18 protein-coding genes are annotated in these 18,203 nt (G+C 44.7%); 7 read left to right on the plus strand and 11 right to left on the minus strand.

The window, feature by feature from the left end:
• Position 1: 1 nt before the first annotated feature.
• Complete coding sequence (locus W234_RS14340; RefSeq protein ID WP_025646712.1) at positions 2-157, minus strand: DUF1328 domain-containing protein; 156 nt, start codon at positions 155-157, stop codon at positions 2-4.
• Positions 158-899: 742 nt separating this feature from the next.
• Between W234_RS14340 and W234_RS0109995 the strand changes: the two genes are divergently transcribed.
• From W234_RS0109995 to W234_RS0110005, 3 genes are all read left to right on the plus strand, one after another.
• On the plus strand, positions 900-2,165 hold the full coding sequence (locus tag W234_RS0109995) for a saccharopine dehydrogenase family protein (RefSeq protein ID WP_025646713.1): 1,266 nt from the start codon (positions 900-902) through the stop codon (positions 2,163-2,165).
• Positions 2,166-2,676: 511 nt separating this feature from the next.
• Positions 2,677-3,465: a hypothetical protein gene (locus tag W234_RS14220; RefSeq protein ID WP_025646714.1), complete on the plus strand. Its 789-nt coding sequence runs from the start codon at positions 2,677-2,679 to the stop codon at positions 3,463-3,465.
• A gap of 75 nt (positions 3,466-3,540) precedes the next feature.
• Positions 3,541-3,960 carry a hypothetical protein gene (locus tag W234_RS0110005; protein WP_025646715.1) on the plus strand — a complete coding sequence of 140 codons (420 nt, stop codon included), beginning with the start codon at positions 3,541-3,543 and terminating at the stop codon, positions 3,958-3,960.
• 115 nt (positions 3,961-4,075) lie between these two features.
• Here W234_RS0110005 and W234_RS0110010 read toward each other — a convergent pair whose 3' ends face one another.
• Positions 4,076-6,589, minus strand: a complete 2,514-nt coding sequence (locus W234_RS0110010; RefSeq protein ID WP_025646716.1) for a Tex family protein — start codon at positions 6,587-6,589, stop codon at positions 4,076-4,078.
• Positions 6,590-7,015: 426 nt separating this feature from the next.
• On the opposite strand from W234_RS0110010, the gene ompR reads away from it, so the two are divergent.
• Positions 7,016-7,765, plus strand: coding sequence for a two-component system response regulator OmpR (ompR, locus tag W234_RS0110015; protein ID WP_025646717.1), 750 nt, complete (start codon positions 7,016-7,018; stop codon positions 7,763-7,765).
• Positions 7,766-7,788: 23 nt separating this feature from the next.
• Complete coding sequence (locus W234_RS13930) at positions 7,789-8,484, plus strand: exopolysaccharide biosynthesis protein (RefSeq protein ID WP_198013369.1); 696 nt, start codon at positions 7,789-7,791, stop codon at positions 8,482-8,484.
• 65 nt (positions 8,485-8,549) lie between these two features.
• On the opposite strand, the gene W234_RS0110025 is transcribed toward W234_RS13930, so the two are convergent.
• The 4 genes from W234_RS0110025 to ubiG all read right to left on the minus strand — a co-directional run bounded on the left by W234_RS0110025 (position 8,550) and on the right by ubiG (position 11,479).
• The gene (locus tag W234_RS0110025) at positions 8,550-8,816 is read right to left on the minus strand and encodes a DksA/TraR family C4-type zinc finger protein (protein ID WP_025646719.1); all 267 of its coding nucleotides are present in this window, start codon (positions 8,814-8,816) and stop codon (positions 8,550-8,552) included.
• 140 nt (positions 8,817-8,956) lie between these two features.
• Complete coding sequence (locus W234_RS0110030) at positions 8,957-9,793, minus strand: YciK family oxidoreductase (RefSeq protein WP_025646720.1); 837 nt, start codon at positions 9,791-9,793, stop codon at positions 8,957-8,959.
• Between the two features lie 63 nt (positions 9,794-9,856).
• Entirely contained in the window at positions 9,857-10,567 is a 711-nt protein-coding gene (locus tag W234_RS0110035) for an HAD family hydrolase (RefSeq protein WP_025646721.1), read from the minus strand.
• A gap of 81 nt (positions 10,568-10,648) precedes the next feature.
• Positions 10,649-11,479, minus strand: a complete 831-nt coding sequence (ubiG, locus tag W234_RS0110040) for a bifunctional 2-polyprenyl-6-hydroxyphenol methylase/3-demethylubiquinol 3-O-methyltransferase UbiG (protein WP_025646722.1) — start codon at positions 11,477-11,479, stop codon at positions 10,649-10,651.
• Between the two features lie 409 nt (positions 11,480-11,888).
• On the opposite strand from ubiG, the gene W234_RS0110045 reads away from it, so the two are divergent.
• Positions 11,889-12,506 (plus strand): thiol:disulfide interchange protein DsbA/DsbL, encoded by a 618-nt coding sequence (locus tag W234_RS0110045; protein WP_025646723.1) that lies wholly within the window; start codon positions 11,889-11,891, stop codon positions 12,504-12,506.
• Positions 12,507-13,116: 610 nt separating this feature from the next.
• On the opposite strand, the gene W234_RS0110050 is transcribed toward W234_RS0110045, so the two are convergent.
• On the minus strand, positions 13,117-14,643 hold the full coding sequence (locus W234_RS0110050; RefSeq protein ID WP_025646724.1) for a DUF3360 family protein: 1,527 nt from the start codon (positions 14,641-14,643) through the stop codon (positions 13,117-13,119).
• A 179-nt stretch (positions 14,644-14,822) separates the two neighbouring features.
• Positions 14,823-15,161, minus strand: a complete 339-nt coding sequence (locus W234_RS0110055; protein WP_025646725.1) for an HNH endonuclease — start codon at positions 15,159-15,161, stop codon at positions 14,823-14,825.
• Positions 15,162-15,380: 219 nt separating this feature from the next.
• Between W234_RS0110055 and W234_RS13935 the strand changes: the two genes are divergently transcribed.
• Positions 15,381-16,019 carry a DUF4442 domain-containing protein gene (locus W234_RS13935; protein ID WP_025646726.1) on the plus strand — a complete coding sequence of 213 codons (639 nt, stop codon included), beginning with the start codon at positions 15,381-15,383 and terminating at the stop codon, positions 16,017-16,019.
• A gap of 191 nt (positions 16,020-16,210) precedes the next feature.
• On the opposite strand, the gene rplS is transcribed toward W234_RS13935, so the two are convergent.
• The 3 genes from rplS to rimM all read right to left on the minus strand — a co-directional run bounded on the left by rplS (position 16,211) and on the right by rimM (position 18,169).
• A complete protein-coding gene (gene rplS, locus W234_RS0110065) occupies positions 16,211-16,642 on the minus strand; it encodes a 50S ribosomal protein L19 (RefSeq protein ID WP_025646727.1) in 432 nt (143 codons plus the stop codon).
• A gap of 223 nt (positions 16,643-16,865) precedes the next feature.
• Positions 16,866-17,618 (minus strand): tRNA (guanosine(37)-N1)-methyltransferase TrmD, encoded by a 753-nt coding sequence (gene trmD / locus W234_RS0110070; RefSeq protein ID WP_025646728.1) that lies wholly within the window; start codon positions 17,616-17,618, stop codon positions 16,866-16,868.
• A 20-nt stretch (positions 17,619-17,638) separates the two neighbouring features.
• Positions 17,639-18,169 carry a ribosome maturation factor RimM gene (gene rimM, locus W234_RS0110075; protein WP_025646729.1) on the minus strand — a complete coding sequence of 177 codons (531 nt, stop codon included), beginning with the start codon at positions 18,167-18,169 and terminating at the stop codon, positions 17,639-17,641.
• Positions 18,170-18,203: the final 34 nt, after the last annotated feature.

The raw sequence follows: 18,203 nt of genomic DNA on the forward strand, positions 1-18,203 counted from the left end.
ACTACATTTTGCGACCGACAAAAGCCACAATGAATAAAATGACGGCAACCACTAAGAAAATGTATGCCAAGTTCGATGATAATCCTGCAACACCACCAAAACCTAACAAGCTAGCGATAAGTGCGATAACAGCGAAAATAATAGCCCAGCGAAACATATTGCTTCTCCTCGAATTAACATTAAAACCTTAATACACTCAATTACTGCATTTACTGTAAGTCGCTTACGCGGTCAGTACCTAGTTTCTTTAGTACTTGCTTTTAATAGCGCTTAGAAAGCAGTACTAAAAGCCATGAGTGATTAAAGTGTTTAATTGATAAAGTATTTATTACATTATAAAAATTATTGTTAAAAGCCCAAAGCCTCGGTATGAGGTATGGCTTATGAGAATAGATTAGCAACTTTATATAGTTACTTTAAACCCAAGCTACGTTGATTTTAGTAAGCATCGGGCTATGTTGTGTAACCTGTGTAGCTAGTGCTTTAGTTTTGTAGCACTTTGACAGGGTTCATCAATATTGTTGGAGCTTATATACAACTGTATGACATATACCTACGAGCAAAATAGACAGCGGCGTACAATAGACAGTGGCGCATAGTGCTCTTGAGTGACTGCATAGGTGACTCGTTTCACCTGTGGCAAGCGCTTTAGACCTTTAAAATACAATGTGCTGCTACCACCTGTAGTATTATGTATGACAACGGAAGCTACTCTATTTTATTAAGGTAGCTTTATCATTATTTAGTACTACCCGGCCTAAAATAATGTGTAACAAAGTGGCGTAACGTGACTTATTGTTAGTCTGTGACTTAGAATTTATGAGTCCGTGACTTAACATAGCTACTAGTCTCGTTATCGCAAATCTAGATTTATCACCTAATGTATAAGGAAATTGAATATGGCTAACTCTGTAGAAAGACAAGACAATCGTCCCTACGCTGTGGTTCTGTATGGTGCTACAAGCTTTGTAGGTCAGATTACTGCTAAATACTTATCCCAGTTTTTAGCAGACTCTAATGATGTCGAATGGGCCATCGCTGGACGCGACGAAGAAAAATTAAAAAAACTCCAATCTGAGATCAGTGACTCAGGCTCAGCTAAAAAGGTAGATATCATCATTGCTAATAGTAATGATGAGGCGAGCCTCGATGAGATGACCAAGCAAGCTAAGGTGGTGATTTCAACCGTCGGCCCTTATCTAAAATACGGCGAGCCGTTGATCAAATCATGTGCCAATAACGGTACTGACTATGTCGATTTAACCGGCGAAGCGATTTTCATCAAAGACATGATGGACAAGTATCAAGATACAGCGAGCCAGAGTGGCGCTCGTATCGTGAACTCTTGTGGTTTTGACTCTATTCCCTCAGACTTGGGTGTGTATTTCACTCAGCAGCAGGCCGAAAAGCAGTTTGATGAGGTTTGTGAAAAGATTCATATGCGCGTCAAAGCAGCCAAGGGCGGTTTATCTGGCGGTACGGTTGCGTCTATGGCGACTATTTTTGAAGAGGTTGGCAAAGACAAATCACGCCGTAAGCAAGTTGCTAATCCATATCTGCTCAACGACGATGCTGATGCGCCAAATGTGCGTCAAAAAAATGTCAGCAAACCTGAATATGACAGCGAGCATGGCCGCTGGTTGGCGCCTTTTGTAATGGCCAGTATCAACACCCGTATCGTCCATCGTACCAATCAGCTTACAGATTATGAGTATGGTCGTGAGTTCAAATATGACGAAGCGATGTGGATGAAAGATGGCGTCAAAGGTCAGCTGACGAGCTATGCTTTGAGTGCAGGATTATTCGGGTTTGCCACTACTATGATGTTCAAGCCTAGCCGCGAATTACTCTCTAAGCACGTACTACCAAAATCAGGCTCTGGCCCTTCTAAATCAGAGCAAGAAAATGGCTATTTCGATATTCGCTTCTTCGGTTATACCCCAAGTAACGACTCTATCAGTACAAAAGTGACCGGCGATAGAGATCCAGGTTATGGCAGTACGTCAAGAATGCTGGCGCAGTCTGCTCTTTGTTTGGCGCAAGACATCTCGCGCAAGGATGTTAAAGGCGGATTCTGGACGCCTGCATCTGCGATGGGTGATAAGCTTATCGCTCGCCTTGAGGAGCATTCTGGCCTGAGCTTTGAAGTGGTAGAAGATAAATAATCTGCCTATAGCTATTATTCGTAAATACTGTTTAGCAGCTAGCTAGTTTAGCTTGATCCAGCCTATATAATACTGACGACCGCATTCTATCCATAAATAGAATGCGGTTTTTTTATTTAGGCCCTCTCTTATAAGTGTGGGCAGTGGTGCAATCTGTTACCGCTTATCTGGCTTGTTTGACATATACAATGTTATCAAATACTAACAACGTATCACTTGCGTAAATGACACTGCTGATTTTTAGATATTCAACACATAATGCTACACATTGTTAGCCGAATGACACAGCGATGCTTTATGTGCTCAAGTAGTATTGTTTGTGTCTAGGCGTTAGTCATTGCTAATAAGCACTTACCAATTAGTAAAAGCTAAGTACTGTAAGTGTCTATCTCCTATGAGATGGTTCTGTCTAAATAATAAAGTCGCTTCAACAAGATAAAAACCGACTAGCGTTTAAGAGTAACTATGAGTTTTGCTAAACAATAATGATAATAATTGAGAGGGAATAATTATGAAATTCAATGTATTGACAGCAGCTGTACTCACTTCAGGCCTTGCTATGGCAGGCGTTAACGCCAACGCCGCTATGACTACAGACGGTAATGGTAACGTCGGTTATGATACTTATGATGAGTGTGTCACGGCAGTTAAAGACGGCTCAGCGAAATACTATACACCTTATACTTACCAAGAGCCTATGCCGCTTGCAGGCGAAGCTAGCGTTGCAAAGATGCGTTTATCAGAGGTCATGATTCCTCAGCGCGTCGTTAGTGATAATAACTTACGTACCGCTGACTATGAGGCAGGCGCTTGTGATCTAGGCGTAGGTCAATCAAATGGTCGTTATGGTGTTTCTGGCGCATTAGTCGGTAAATATGTTCCTTTCGCAGCTGACATGCCAGTGAACGTCTATATGGATAGCAGTGGTAACCCAGTACGCGTGACTATGCAGCAATGTGATAACCACTTTGGTAGCAACTTCCCTACTCCCGTTATCAGTGAAATGAAAGCACCAGAAGCGCAAGTTGCTATCGCTGAAGCGCGTAGTGTCGAGCCAGTAGTCGTACAGACCAGACGTGTTATTCGTCCTTCTACTTATAGCGTGAAAGAAGTAATCGTCGCTCCTGCAGACCAGATACAGCGCGTTGAGACCAATTCAGGTACTGCTATCGCTATTGAAGATGGTCGCCAGGCAGCTATCGTCGGTCAAGAAGTAGATCCTGCTATCTTAAATCAAACCGAAGTGGATCAAACTTTCCCAGTGATTCGCGTTCCTGATGCTGATGTAGAGGTAGAATAATAAATACTCTATATATGACATGTAAGCTATGATTCATACATAAGCGATAACTCATTTAGAAATAAGGAGCATTTTATGCAAAAAAAATTCTTATACCTAACGATAGGAGCTGTTTTGATAGCTCCAAGCTTAGCGGTAGCTGCCCATAACGAGATTACTCCCGCTGATATGCGAACCACACCAGCGCCTACTACTTTGCAATCTAAAGTTGAAGGCCCTAGTGGTGAGCTGCTGGCTACTCAGCCTGGTGAAGTGGAACTAGATAGCGATACGGCTAATAAAGTACAACCGTTAAATATGCAGCATAGCGCTGCTAATTATCAGCCACTGATAAAAGGTGAAGTGAATAGCGGTAATGTCACTCCAGCAGATATGCGTACTACTCCTGCACCGGTCACTCTTAAAGAAAAAAAACAAGATCCGCGTGGTGAGCTTTTAGCGACTCAGCCAGGTGAGATTGAGTTTAATGAAAGTCGCCGCATTACAGTACGATAGACAATATAATATTTATAATAAATAAGCATTAATGATTGCTTATCATTCATAAAAAAGGCAGCCAATCGGCTGCCTTTTTTGTGCTAGTTACTGTTGTAAGCTTACAGACATATTGTTATTTCTTTTTGGTGACGCCAGCTTCTTGTAATAGCGCTCCTAGCGTACCGATTCTGCTAGGCGTCTCCGCTTTTGGCTTTGACGTACGATTAGGCTGATTACTCGCACCTCTGCGCTCCTTGTCAGCGCGCTTACCACGTGGCGCTGAACGCTTATCTTTGGCTCGATTGCCCTTATCAGGATTAGTATTTGCCTCTTTAGTTTTGACAGACGCTGCAGGCTTCACTCGGCCTTCAGACTTTTGCGCTTCAGGTTTCATACTAAAGCCAATGCGTCCACGCGGCTCATCGACGGAGATGACACGTACTGAAACGATGTCGCCTGGTTTGACACGGTTCATCGGATCAGCGACAAAATCATTAGCCATCTGCGAGATATGCACTAGTCCATCTTGATGCACACCCACATCTACAAAACAGCCAAAAGCCGTCACATTCGTCACGACGCCCTCAAGCGTCATCCCTTCTTCTAGATCTTTGATACTATTAACATCATCGCGGAAGCTTGCTGTCTTAAACTCAGGACGCGGATCGCGCGCAGGTTTTGCTAGCTCTTCAATGATGGCTTTTACACTGACATTGTCGTCATTAGCAGTGATAGCGCTAGTATCTATACTATTAAGCACCCCATCATTACCGATGATCTCGCTTAAATCTTTATTGGTGTGTTCAAGTAAGCTATTCACCAGCTCGTAACTCTCAGGGTGTACGCCAGTAGCATCCAGCGGGTTATCGCCATCACGAATTCGCAAAAACCCAGCGGCTTGCTCAAAGGTCTTGACTCCCAAGCGCGGAACGTCTTTTAGCGCTTCCCGGTTCGAAAAAGCGCCATGCTCTTTACGGTAATTGACGATTTGCTGGGCGACGTTGCGATTGAGACCCGCGATGTGCGTCAGTATTGCTGGACTTGCCGTATTGACATCGACGCCTACCGCATTGACGCTATCTTGGGTGACTTTATCAAGGCTGTCGGCCAATTGGTTTTGATTGACGTCGTGCTGATATTGCCCAACGCCAATCGCCTTTGGATCGACTTTGACGAGCTCAGATAACGGATCTTGCAGACGACGAGCAATAGATACCGCGCCGCGGACCGAGACGTCTAAGTCAGCCAATTCATCACTGGCAAGCTCACTGGCAGAATAGACCGAAGCACCAGACTCATTAACGATAACCGCTTTGGCTTGTAGTGACGGGTTAGCCGACAAAATCTCTTTTATCATAGCGTCAGTTTCGCGGCTGGCGGTACCGTTACCTATTGCGACCAAATCGACATTGTAAGTACTTAATAGCTCATCGATAAGCGCCTTAGCCTCATCCATTTTGTTATCTGGAGCAAAAGGATACACAGTAGCGATAACGGGCTTATCGCTACTATCCAGCATGACATGACCTTGCGCATCGATGATTGCCATCTTGACGCCATGACGAATACCAGGGTCAACACCTAAGATCACTTTTGGACCTGCGGGTGCTGACATCAGCAGATGCTGCAAATTGTTAGCAAAAACATCGATCGCGTCAGCTTCTGCGGCTAGGCGCTTTTCGGTCAACAAGCGATGCTCAATATGCGGACGCCATTTGTCTTTCCATAAGCTGTTTGCAGCCTCAATGAGGAACTCACGGCGCTCGCTTGGCGCTGTCGCATCAATATTAAAGTGGTTAATAATTTTTTCGATAAAGGGCGCATCTTCGCCATCGACTTTTATACCTAAGACGTTCTCTTGACGACCGCGTAGCATGGCTAGTAGGCGATGATTGGGCAGACGCGCTAAGCTCTCGCTATGATCAAAGTAGTCTTTGAACTTCTCGCCGACTTCGCGCTTTTCTTCACTAGCAACCGCTGTCACGACACTAGCGGTTTTGGCAAAGCCGCTACGCAGACTATCGAGTAGATCAAGCGCCTGCGTCCACTCATCAACGATGATGGCCTGAACACCGGCCAGCTGCTTATCAAGGTCGCTAAAGTCAACATCGATCTCATTACCGCTATCGTCGGTGACGCTGCTAGGCAGCTGATAGTCCGCTAGCGCCTGCGTCGGCGTAATCTCTTGTGTTAATAGGGCTTTTGCTGCGCTGTCTAAACCGGCTGCGCGGGCCTTGGCTGCAGGGGAGCGACGACGCGGACGATAAGGTAAGTAGATATCTTCTAGCTCAAGTTTTGACGCGGCATTATCAATACGGCCTTGCAGCTCATCCGTGAGTGTGCCTTGCGCACGTAGCAGCTCAGTAATCTTTAGGCGACGACTGGCCATATCGCGCTCATAGCTGAGCGACTTCTCTAATGCTCTGAGCTGAGCATCGTCAAGGTTTTGCGTTTTTTCTTTACGATAACGCGCAATAAAAGGAACCGTTGCGCCTTCATCGAAAAGTTTGACAAATGCGTTGACTTGAGCCGTCTTAATACCAAGCTTGCGTGCAAGCTTGTCGTGGATATTGGCTTGTGTGGTTGCATCTAATCCCTGCGCATTTGCTGAGACTGCCGATGACGTTAAGCTATCAGTGCTACTCATATACGTATCAATCGTTGAGAAATGGTGATTGGCATTATAGCAAAAGCTGACTGATTTATAATCCTTTTTATACTTACGGCGTATATCCTTGTATTTTATGGATGAAATAGCGTTTTTTTGGGCTAAAACGATGCAAAATTGAACAAATAAATAATTTATTTACCCCGTTAAACAAACGCATACAGCATTTCAGTGAACAAGTGATGCAATTAGTAGCGCAATCTTATACACTGAGGTAATACCTTTATAGCTTTAAAAGTAATCCTAGAATACAGAAAAATATAGGATAAATGAGGCCTTTAGAGAGTAGACGGCTCAATAAAAGCGATAACACAAATTTAAAGCTACTGCATAACGACGAACAACTGGGTTATACACCCATTGCCACTATTTTTATAATAATAACTTTCACTAAAGGATATCTATATGACTGATAATAAAAGCTCCGATACTCTGACTCAGCGTATCTTAGTCGTTGATGATGATGCGCGTCTGCGCTCTTTGCTTCAGCGCTTTTTGGAAGATGATGGCTTTGTGGTACGTACCGCCCATGATGGCAGTCAGATGGATAAGCTCATGCAGCGCGAGCTATTTTCTTTAGTCGTTCTCGATTTGATGCTGCCAGGTGAAGACGGTATCAGTATCTGTAAGCGCTTGCGCGAAGATAACGCCGACATCCCGATCATTATGCTGACCGCAAAAGGCGGCGATGCCGATCGTATCGCTGGACTAGATGCCGGCGCTGATGATTATCTACCAAAACCTTTTAACCCAAAAGAGCTACTCGCCCGCATCAAAGCAGTACTTCGTCGACAGAACCGCGAATTACCCGGCGCGCCAAGCCATCAGCTAGAAGTGGTTGAGTTTGGTCCTTGGACGCTTGATTTGTCTACCCGCACCCTTAAACGCGATGGTAATGTAGTCACGTTGACCACTGGCGAATTTTCGGTACTCAAAGCTTTGGTACAGCATCCACGCGAGCCTTTAACCCGCGATAAGCTAATGAATCTTGCGCGAGGCCGCGAATGGGGCGCTATGGAGCGCTCTATCGATGTGCAAGTATCGCGTCTGCGCCGTTTAATCGAAGACAATCCTTCACAAGCTCGCTATATTCAAACCGTTTGGGGCGTGGGCTACGTATTCGTTCCAGACGAAGCGGATGCTGAAGATGAGTAAGGCGTAAGCGCTCAGGAGCTATGGTGACAGACAATAACACTTCCCCTTCCAACTCTAATGCTGGTACAAACCGTAATCAAGCGGCTTTAGATGAGCATGACAATGCTCATTATGATAAAGGTGATTCAAAGTCGGATCCCTCTTCATCAGAGCACAGCTTGACTGCGGTACTTGAGCAATTAGAACCTAATGAAGATGCTGATAAGATCAGTATCGGCGATATTATGGATTCGCTGAATTCAAAAGGCTTTGGACCTCTGATATTTGCCCCTGCACTTATTGCTATTATGCCGACTGGAGGTATCCCCGGAGTGCCGACTATTTGCGGCGTGATTATTACTTTGATAAGCGTTCAGATGCTGTTTGGCAAAGAGCGTCCTTGGCTGCCGCAGTTTGTTGATAATATCTCTTTTGATGAAGACAAGCTGCATAAAGGTGTGAATATCGCCTCAAAAGCCACAAAATGGATTGATAAACTGGTTAAGCCTAGACTCAAGTCGCTGACCTCTGACAAGGCAAAAAAGGTGGCAGCAGCCCTTTGTATCTTTGCCGCTCTTGCTATGATTCCGCTTGAGCTTGTGCCTTTTGCAGTTATGATACCGGCAGCCTCAGTGATTTTATTTGCTATCTCTTTAATTACTGAAGATGGCTATGTATTTTTAGCCGGTTTACTGTTCAATTTAGCAACTATTTATTTTTTGATTACTCAAGTACTGTGACAAAAAGTGCTGTGACAAAAAAACCAACCGCGTCAGGTTGGTTTTTTATTATAAATTTATACTTATCAGCGCAGTTGGCTATCCTTACTACCCCGGCGATTAAATAGCTCAGAGGCTTTAGCATCTTGTTCAAGCTCGCTTTGGCAGCCGATACAATGCTGCACACCTGGTACGGCTACTCTTCGCGCTTCTGGTATTGGCTCGCCGCATTCATCACAATACTCCGCACTCTCCCCTGTCGGTAGTGCTTGGCGTACCCGATCTAACGCATCATTGACCGTAGCATCCATTTGTTCGTGCTCTGCACCATCTCTTGACCATCCACCTGCCATAACTTTACTCCTCACCGCTCTATCTATATTTATAATAAAATCCTTTGATTACAGATAGATGGGGCATAGTAGTTTGTATTTCAATGCATGGCTGTTAGGTAGATACAGAAGAGTTTGGACAGTGCAGGCTACACTTAAGTTTATGGTTTGGGCTGCAGCGCTACTACTTGACCGCGCACACCGATACTCTCATCACTCATTAAGCAAACATAACCTGGCATAATGTCTTCCGGCGTTTTGAGGCTCATAGGGCTCTCTCCCGGATAGGCATGCGCGCGCATATTGGTACGAGTACCGCCTGGGTTGATGCAGTTAAAACGTAGGTTCGTGGTGTTTTGCGTCTCTTGAGTAAAGATATCACTCATTCCTTCTAGCGCTTGCTTAGATAGAGCATACGCGCCCCAAAAAGCGCGAGGATACGTACCGACTGTGCTTGAGGTAAAGACAATAGAGCCATTGTTGGCATCTTTTAGCAGTGGCAGTAGCGCTTGAGTCAGCTTAAAGGTAGCGGTGAAATTTATCTGCATTACTTTGGCAAACATATCGACGTCGTACATCTCAAGCGGGGTCAACGCGCCTAAGATACCTGCATTATGCAGAAGACCGTCTAATTGACCAAACTCCTTATCGATTAGCCGTTCCAGCTTTTGCATCTCATCATAACTGGCCGTTTCGAGATCCATAGGTAAAATAGCGGGCTGCTTACCGCCCATACTTTCGATTTCATCATAGACTGCTTCAAGCTTACTAGTCGTGCGGCCTAAGAGTAGTACCGTTGCACCAAAACGTGCATAAGTTAAAGCGGCAACTCGGCCAATACCGTCCCCTGCTCCAGTCACTAGAATCACTTTGCCCTCTAAGCTGTCATCTTCTGCGACAAAATTACGGATTTGCTCATGACTCAAAGGCTGATAGCTATTTTCATTTGTTGTATTCTGCTCAGAGTTTTTCTCAGTACTGCTTGTAGTGTTGTTCATGGTATTGCTCACTGCTATCGATAGGGTTTATACGAGATTGACTAATTTAAAAAGCGCGACTGTTTACAAATAATCAAAATTACCAGACCTTAATAATAATTGCTTAAGCTGCTTTGGCGTTTTGACAATATGAGATGCGCCCCACTTCTTTAGGTTAGGCTGATCTTCTGCAGGGATATAGCCATAAGCCGCTAGAATGGTAGGCATGCCAGCGGCATTGCCTGCTTCGATATCGCGTATATGATCGCCAACATACAGCACACTAGCAGAGCCGCCACGCGCTATGCCTAGTTTTTCTAGCGCCAGATACATAGGCTCAGGATCAGGCTTAGTACGTGATACATCTTCAGGGCAGACCAGTACCGAACAGCGCTCATCGAGCTGCAGTTTACTTAGTAGTAGCTCTGCTAAGTGGCGGGGTTTGTTCGTGACAATGCCCCAAGGGATGCCGTTTTTCTCAAGGGTCTGTAGTAACTCGTCAAGCTCAGCAAAAACACAACTATCGACACAGATATCGGCCTCATAATCATCCAAGAACTGCTGCCGATAAGTGAGTAGCTCCTCTTCAGTGACGCCGACTTGACCATTATGCTCTAGCATGAGCTTGACCATTGCTGAGGCACCAGCAGAGACTTGCTGGCGAATATCGGCATCACTTGGCGCTTGCCACTCATTCTCTTGGCTCATCTTGCCAATGATACGCACAAAATCAGCAGCAGTATCGATCAAAGTACCATCTAGATCGAAGAGTACCGCCTTCACAAAATTAGTCATAGTCGCTGCCTTAATTGATGAGTATTATGCTGTTATAAAAGACCCATTTACGCTTATCTCTTCAGCATTATTGATTTAGTCTTATTGATCCATAGGCTTATGCACTGCCATCATATAATTGACATCGACATTCTGTGCAAGCCAGTAGCGCTTGGTAATGGGGTTATAGTGTAGTCCAATAATATCTTGGCGATTAAATCCGGCGTTGAGTGCCATTTTATCCAGCTCAGCTGGGGTGATGAATTTGGCGTAATCATGCGTACCGCGATCCAATAATCTCAGTACATATTCAGCGCCAACGATAGCAAACAAATAGGACTTAGGATTACGGTTGATCGTCGATAACACACAGACGCCGCCTGGCGCTAATAGATCATAGCAAGCTTGTACGATAGCGCTAGGGTCTGGAACATGCTCTAACATCTCCATGCAAGTGACCACATCGAACTGAGCTGGCATCTGCGCCGCTAAAGTCTCAACCGCGATATGCTGATAACGTAGCGTCTCCTCTAAACCGCTTTGCTGCACATGCAGGGTCGCTGCCTTTAGGTTCTCAGTACCCAAATCAATACCGGTAACGTCAGCGCCGCGCCGCGCCATAGACTCAGATAAAATCCCGCCGCCGCAGCCAATATCGAGTATCTTTTTACCTTGTAAGCCATCAGCTGCGGTTTTGTTAGTATCCGCGCTTTGATAACCGCGCTCAACGTTTTCAGTGATCCAATTGAGACGTAGCGGATTGATCTCATGCAAAGTCGCAAACGCCCCTGTCTTATCCCACCACTCGCCTGCAAGCTGGTTGAATTTATCAACCTCACTAGGGTCTACATTCGTGACCGTTTGCTCTGCTATATCCTCTTGTCCATCTTGAGTTTTGTTGATTGTATTTTGATGGGGCTGCGTTGCGCTCATAGAAATATCCTTGAATACGGTTATCGTCGTTGTCGTTGTTATTAGATTCGATAGGCTCAAAAAACTAAGAATTCATCAGTGATAGCGATGAGGTCTTAGCAAGCTAATACTAAAAACACTCTACTGCTAGTATCAATAGCGTTAGAAACCATAGGTAATGTTAGCATGAGCGTCGTTATATTACCTTAGCCACCTAGTGACCGATTGTGAACGTCTGATAAAATAGATAGTTGTTTATACATTCTCAAGCTATAAATAATAGCTACAGCGCGGCAACTATTGGTTAAGAATACGGTTCACAATGACGGTCATTTTACGTTATTATAGCCGAAGTGTATTTAACCTTTTTTTAGCACTTTTGATAAGTGCCTCTTAACACCCTCAAGCCGTAAGAATTAAAGGAAGAAGTATGAAACGTGTCCTCGCATTGACTGGTTTAGCCTGCGCCATTGGCTTTGCTAATATGAGCGTACAAGCGGCCGATTATGTCGCCGGTAAAGATTATAAAGTTCTTGATAATCCAGAAAAAATCAGCGGTGATGCTATCATTGTTCGTGAGTTTTTTTGGTACGGCTGCCCTCATTGTTACTCTTTGAACCCGCATATGGAAAAATGGGCAAAAACTAAAGACAAAGGTGTCGCATTTTTCAAGACTCCCGCCGCCCTAAACCCAGTTTGGGAATCTAGCGCTCGTGGGTTCTATGCCGCGCAGCTATTAGGTTATGAAGACAAAACTCATGATGCGCTATTCAATGCAATCCACAAGGATGGTAAAAAACTATTTGACCAAGCTTCACTCGCTAATTGGTATGCCTCACAAGGCGTCGACAAAAAGAAATTCAATAGCCTCTATAACTCTTTTGCAGTAGGCACCAAAATCGGACGCTCACAAGCAGGCGCCAAGCGTTATCAGCTCACGGGTGTCCCTGCCGTCGTAGTACAAGGTAAATACGTGGTATCCGGTGAGAGCGCGAAAGTCCCTAAAGTGGTAGACTTCTTAGTGGATAAAGTGCGCGCTGAAAAATAGTAGCGCCGCTAGATAGCTATAGTTGATTCACTTCAAATCCGACACAGTGCTACTGGGATAAATTTTGTGCAGCCTCTGGAGTGCGAAGCGCATAGCAAGCAAATAAAATTTATACCAGTAGCACGAGAAAATAAATATATTGGTTTTATTTCGAATTAACTATATTAAGGTCATAAGCTCCATGGCACTCATATAAAAAACATCTAAGATATAAAGAGTACATAAGAGCGAAAATAGCTTATATATACCCTATAAGATCTAGGGCGTGTTGAACATTCCCAAATGCGCACTGCTGATAGCTAAAATAGTTCTAGTCTAAGTGAAAATTGCAGGTAATGCTTATTGCATTGGCTAGATTTTCGCAACGACTAGGGCGATTTTAGCATCAGCCCTAACTACAACAACAGGGACAGGACTATTTTTTGCCGCTTTATTGATAAAAATAGACGCTTAGAACAACTAAACTTACCATTTTTATCTGCAAATCGCCTAAAAAATAGTCTCTGTCAGTGCCAAGGTCGAATGTTCAACACGCCCTAATAGTATAAAAAGCCAGCTTAATAAAGCTGGCTTTTTATGTTTGTACCTACGCTGAACCTTTAACCCTATCCTAGTGGCGAAAGCTTGGTAATAGTGCCGGAATACCAGGCAGCATCCCTACGATAGCCATCACCCCAGTCAAGATCACAAAGGTCACTACCGGAATGATCCAGCGACTCATCTTAGATAAGTTGGCACTGCGCTCTTTTGAGCCAATCAGACCTAAGTTATCTAATACTAAAGTAATAGACCACCCAAATGCTGGGTTTACTAACGCTGAGGCAAAAACAACAATCGCCGCCGACTGTGTGGTTTTACCTTCACGGGTCATCTCCATACCCGCCTCGAGTAGCGGAATGAACACTCCAACGATTAAGGCCACACACATGACTGGCTCCCAAATCGCAAGATCCATGGGATAACCCCAAACCCCAGCGATGACACAAAATAGTCCGGTTAGTACCGCGCCAGCTGGGATTGGGCGCTTAGCGATGGCGGCAGGCACAATATAAGTGCCCCAAGAAGAAGCAAAATTAGAGCCACCAAGTACCGAGCCTGCTACCTGACGCACCGAAGCGCTAATCATCGTATCATCGATATCCATACGCACGCGCTCAGTACGCTCAGGATAGCTAATCTTTTGAAACACCTGATGTCCCAAAAAGTCCGGCGACCACATCGCCACTGCCAATACCGCAAAGGGTAGTACCACAATGAAACTCTCAATCGTTGGCAGCCCTAGCATCCAGCCAGTGTTTTCGCCCCACCAGTACATCGGGCTCATATTAGGCAAACCGGGCGTGGTCTTAAATTCAAACGGTGCGCCCATAGCAAAGGCCACGCCGCCGCCTAATAAGCAGCTGAGCGGCACGGCAAGCCATCGCTTTTGATAGTTTTCTAAAACCGCATACAGGATAATAGTGAGCAAAATCACCACAAAGGCAATATGCGCCATACCAATGCCTTCTGCCCAAGCAAAAAGGTTTTTGACTTGTGAGATAGTCCCAATAAAGCCAAGATAGAGCAGCAGACCGCCGCACACCCCCTTACTGGTTAAATTGGCCAATAAGCTTCCGCCTTTGCTGATCGCTAGCAGCAGACCAAAAGCGCCAATGAGTAAGCCAAAAGCCATAGGGTGGCCACCGGCGGCAACGACAATCGGAATAAGAGGAATCAGTGGGCCGTGAGTACCAGCAAGGTTGGCAGTAGGCAGCAAAAAACCTGAGAATAAAATGACAAAAAACGCGACTATGAGCAGCTCATAACGCACGTTTTCTAAAACAAAGGCTTCTCCTAAACCAAGAGGCCCTGCAAAAGTTGCGGCAATAGCGCCGACCATCACGACTTTGCCGATAGTGGCTGCCATTGCCGGAATGGTATCTTCAAACTCGAAGCGATAATCTCTAAAAGGTAAATTTGGTCGCCAGCGCTTAGGTTGCATGATTTGTAATTCATGATTGAGATAAGCGTCGCGACTCTCAAAACTTGCGTAGGGTTGATGTAATTCGGCATAGCTACCTTGCAAAGGATCATTTTCATGAGCAAGGTTGGGATTAGCGTCTGCGTTTTTTGATGCGGGGATTTGAGGATTACTCATCACATCTCCTTATGTTGACTGAGAACTTAAATAATCCTTTGTTCGTTTTAATTACCGATAGTTAGGACTGCTGTCTAGACCTATTCTTAAAGGTTAAACTACCGTAAACAAAGGGGTGGTCATTGTAGGTCATCAGTATCTATAATGCGAGTATTGTTTTCCCATCGCTATTTATAAGCTTAATTTCTTACTCTTATCTTCAGCCCCGTTGGCCGTTTTTTTACCCAATTGACAAACTTTTCGACTTCGCTATGTTCTTGTAAGCGCGCTATCGTATGATAATAATTTGCCAACTCATGATTAGTAAAAATTTTATGTATTTGGCTATGACAAGGACGACATAGCATGGCAATATCGCCACTCATCTCAGTGCGGCTAAAGCGGCGCTGCGTACGGGCCTTGTTGTGCCGTGAGCGCGGAATAAGATGATGGCGAGTCAAAGGTAGATTTGTGCGGCTACAGAGCTGACAGCTCTCTTCTACTGTCTCCTCCTTTTGCTCACTGTTAGTCTTTGACATAGCTAGTCTCCTTTTCTTCTTCTCTCACTCTACTTTCTATTATAAAATAAAATTTGGGCATTTAAGTGTACACTTGTACGTTAGGCGCATGATTCAGTAGTCAATAGTGACAGCTGCTAATACTGCGCATTTGCGCTGACTGGATAAAGATTACTCAGACTGATTGCTGATTATAGCCGACTGATATTATTATAAAAATTAGGGATTGAAGGATAAAAGATGAAGCTATTTCCAAAAAATTTCGAGATATTAAATCGCAAAGCCAAACAGTACATTATGCCGATACTGACGCCGCATCTATTGAAGCTACGTATCAATACCTACGCGCCTTATGTAGGTGCGGGTATCAAGCTTGAGCACTTAGATACCGATCAAGGATTATGCGTTGTCAGCATGGGGCTGACGGCTTTGAATAAAAACATCGTTGGCACACAGTTTGGTGGTAGTTTGTACGCTATGACCGACCCTTTTTATATGCTGCTATTGATGCAGCAATTAGGGAGTAATTATGTAGTGTGGGATAAAAGCTCACACATTGAGTTTGTCGCGCCAGCTACTAATAAAGTAACGGCACGGATAAAAGTCTCTAGCAGTGAGGCGACGGCTATTCGCAAACTCGCTGAGAGTGGCGAGCCAGTATTTCGCGACTATCGTACTGAAATCGTCGATAAAAACCAAAAAGTCGTCGCCATCGTCACCAAAACCGTCTATATTCGCTTGCGTAAGCACAGCAGATCTAAGAATCAAGCCAGTCGTCTAGATTTACCAGATAAGCCAAACGACAATGTAAGCGACAAAGTAAATAACAATGTAAGTGGTGAAGCAAGCAGCGAAGTAAGCTTTGGAGAAAATAATTAAAGTTGTGCTTTATCAATACAAAAACCCCAATCTAGCTTGCGCATAGATTGGGGTTTTGTCTTTTTTGGTACGCCTACTTATTTATATAATAAACCTATGAATAAGGGCTTGTCACTATCGCTAGTAATGATTACTGATAAGTAATTCATAACTATCAATAGTTAGGCTCAGCATTGAGCGCGACTGCTGGCTTAGATACCAGGTGCAGTCTCAACCGCATCAGGGACGCCAGCATCAGTCTTCTTTTGAGCGCCAGCTTTTGCTGGACGTGCGCCAAGCTTCTCGCGGATACGTGCTGATTTACCAGAACGCTCACGTAAGTAGTATAGTTTCGCACGGCGAACGGCACCACGGCGCTTCACTTCAATGCTATCGATGATTGGAGAATGCAGTTGGAAAGCACGCTCAACACCAACACCGCTTGAGATTTTACGGACGGTAAACGCAGAGTTTAGACCACGGTTACGCTTAGCGATAACGACGCCTTCAAAGGCCTGTAGACGCTCACGCTCGCCTTCACGTACTTTTACTTGTACGACGACAGTATCGCCAGCGCTAAAGTCAGGGCGTTCTACTAGTTGAGCATTTTCAACGCTTTGAACTAATGGATGTTTGTTGCTCATGAGAGTTGTCTCCTCACATTAGATAATAGAGGCTAAGCGCATATTACCTGTTTGTAATAATTAATTGTCTCTGTCTACTCTTTAAATTGATAGTAGGTAGATACAAGGTAAGTGGGGTTGGGTAAACGGCCATTACACTATAGCCGGTTCATTATTGCGCAAAATTCTTTTTAACAGTTTAGCTATACTGACGACATAAGTAAGCATCTGACTATTATGGACGCTACTTTGATTGCTCTTTTAGCCAACGGGCTTGCTCAGCTGTTGGACTAAAAGCTTGCCATAAATCTGGCCGTCTTGCCTTGGTACGCTCAACTTGCTGACAAAAGCGCCACTTAGCAATATTGGCATGATGGCCTGAAAGCAATACTTCCGGAACCGCCATACTAGCAAACTCATGCGGCTTAGTGTAATGAGGACAATCGAGCAAGCCATCGACAAACGAGTCTTGCACCGCAGATTTGTCATCACCCATAACGTTAGGTAAACGACGTATCACACTGTCCATCAGCACCATAGCTGGGAGTTCACCGCCAGTTAAGACGTAATCACCAAGCGATATTTCTAGATCGACGTATTGTGTCAACAAGCGCTCATCGATGCCTTCATAACGACCACATAATAAAATCATGCCATCATAATCAGCCATCTCAAGTACGCTATCTTCACTAAGCGTCCGCCCTTGCGGTGACAGGTAAACCACCGGACAGTGTTTGCTGTCAGTGCGGCAACCGTGCAGGCGAGCTTGCTCTTTAGCATCGTCAATCGCTTGCGACAGTGGCTGAGCCATCATCACCATACCAGGACCACCACCATAGGGACGTTCATCAATACGGCGGTAATTGTCAGTGGTATAATCGCGTGGATTAATGCACTCAATCATAACTTGCTGCTGAGTCACCGCGCGTCCAGTGATACCAAAATCACGAATCGCAGCAAACATCTCAGGAAAGATAGTTATGACAGCAAAATACATCAGCAATCACTAATCACAGATCAATAGTCACTTGGCCAAGCAGCGACAACGGTTTTAGCCGTTATATCTACTTCAAGCACAGTCTGTTTGTGCCAAGGTATCAGACGCTCTTCATCATCTAAGCTGTCTGAAGTAGCCGCGACACGCATAATGTCATGGGCACCGGTTTCAAACATCTCAGTAATATCGCCTAAATACTCATCTTGCTCATTGAAGACTCGCACCCCGATCAAATCGGACCAATAGTACTCATCTTCGCCAGTCTCAGGCAAGACATCTTGCTCCACCCAAAGGGTTACCCCATTCATGGTTTCTGCAACATTACGATCAGGAACTTGCTCAAACTGAGCGACAATACCCGATCCTTGCTCTCGCCAAGCTTTGACAGTCAAAGGCTTCATACCCATAGCGGTCTTCATATACCAAGGCTGCATATCAAATATAGCCGTTCGATCATCGGTATCGCTAAACACCCAAAGCCAGCCTTTTATACCGTAAGGCTTTTTGAGCTGACCTATTTTCATAAGGTTATTAGCAGGTGCTGATGACATAACGACTCTAAATGTGATAAATCAGTGTAAGGTA

Origin of the sequence: Psychrobacter sp. TB15 (assembly GCF_000511655.1) — a bacterium.
Lineage (GTDB): Bacteria > Pseudomonadota > Gammaproteobacteria > Pseudomonadales > Moraxellaceae > Psychrobacter > Psychrobacter submarinus.

Excerpts from the sequence above, each read along its gene's own strand:
- W234_RS14340 (WP_025646712.1), bottom strand. The coding sequence starts at position 157 with ATGTTTCGCTGGGCTATTATTTTCGCTGTTATCGCACTTATCGCTAGC.
- W234_RS0109995 (WP_025646713.1), top strand. The coding sequence starts at position 900 with ATGGCTAACTCTGTAGAAAGACAAGACAATCGTCCCTACGCTGTGGTT.
- W234_RS14220 (WP_025646714.1), top strand. The coding sequence starts at position 2,677 with ATGAAATTCAATGTATTGACAGCAGCTGTACTCACTTCAGGCCTTGCT.
- W234_RS0110005 (WP_025646715.1), top strand. The coding sequence starts at position 3,541 with ATGCAAAAAAAATTCTTATACCTAACGATAGGAGCTGTTTTGATAGCT.
- W234_RS0110010 (WP_025646716.1), bottom strand. The coding sequence starts at position 6,589 with ATGAGTAGCACTGATAGCTTAACGTCATCGGCAGTCTCAGCAAATGCG.
- ompR (WP_025646717.1), top strand. The coding sequence starts at position 7,016 with ATGACTGATAATAAAAGCTCCGATACTCTGACTCAGCGTATCTTAGTC.
- W234_RS0110025 (WP_025646719.1), bottom strand. The coding sequence starts at position 8,816 with ATGGCAGGTGGATGGTCAAGAGATGGTGCAGAGCACGAACAAATGGAT.
- W234_RS0110030 (WP_025646720.1), bottom strand. The coding sequence starts at position 9,793 with ATGAACAACACTACAAGCAGTACTGAGAAAAACTCTGAGCAGAATACA.
- W234_RS0110035 (WP_025646721.1), bottom strand. The coding sequence starts at position 10,567 with ATGACTAATTTTGTGAAGGCGGTACTCTTCGATCTAGATGGTACTTTG.
- ubiG (WP_025646722.1), bottom strand. The coding sequence starts at position 11,479 with ATGAGCGCAACGCAGCCCCATCAAAATACAATCAACAAAACTCAAGAT.
- W234_RS0110045 (WP_025646723.1), top strand. The coding sequence starts at position 11,889 with ATGAAACGTGTCCTCGCATTGACTGGTTTAGCCTGCGCCATTGGCTTT.
- W234_RS0110050 (WP_025646724.1), bottom strand. The coding sequence starts at position 14,643 with ATGAGTAATCCTCAAATCCCCGCATCAAAAAACGCAGACGCTAATCCC.
- W234_RS0110055 (WP_025646725.1), bottom strand. The coding sequence starts at position 15,161 with ATGTCAAAGACTAACAGTGAGCAAAAGGAGGAGACAGTAGAAGAGAGC.
- W234_RS13935 (WP_025646726.1), top strand. The coding sequence starts at position 15,381 with ATGAAGCTATTTCCAAAAAATTTCGAGATATTAAATCGCAAAGCCAAA.
- rplS (WP_025646727.1), bottom strand. The coding sequence starts at position 16,642 with ATGAGCAACAAACATCCATTAGTTCAAAGCGTTGAAAATGCTCAACTA.
- trmD (WP_025646728.1), bottom strand. The coding sequence starts at position 17,618 with ATGTATTTTGCTGTCATAACTATCTTTCCTGAGATGTTTGCTGCGATT.
- rimM (WP_025646729.1), bottom strand. The coding sequence starts at position 18,169 with ATGTCATCAGCACCTGCTAATAACCTTATGAAAATAGGTCAGCTCAAA.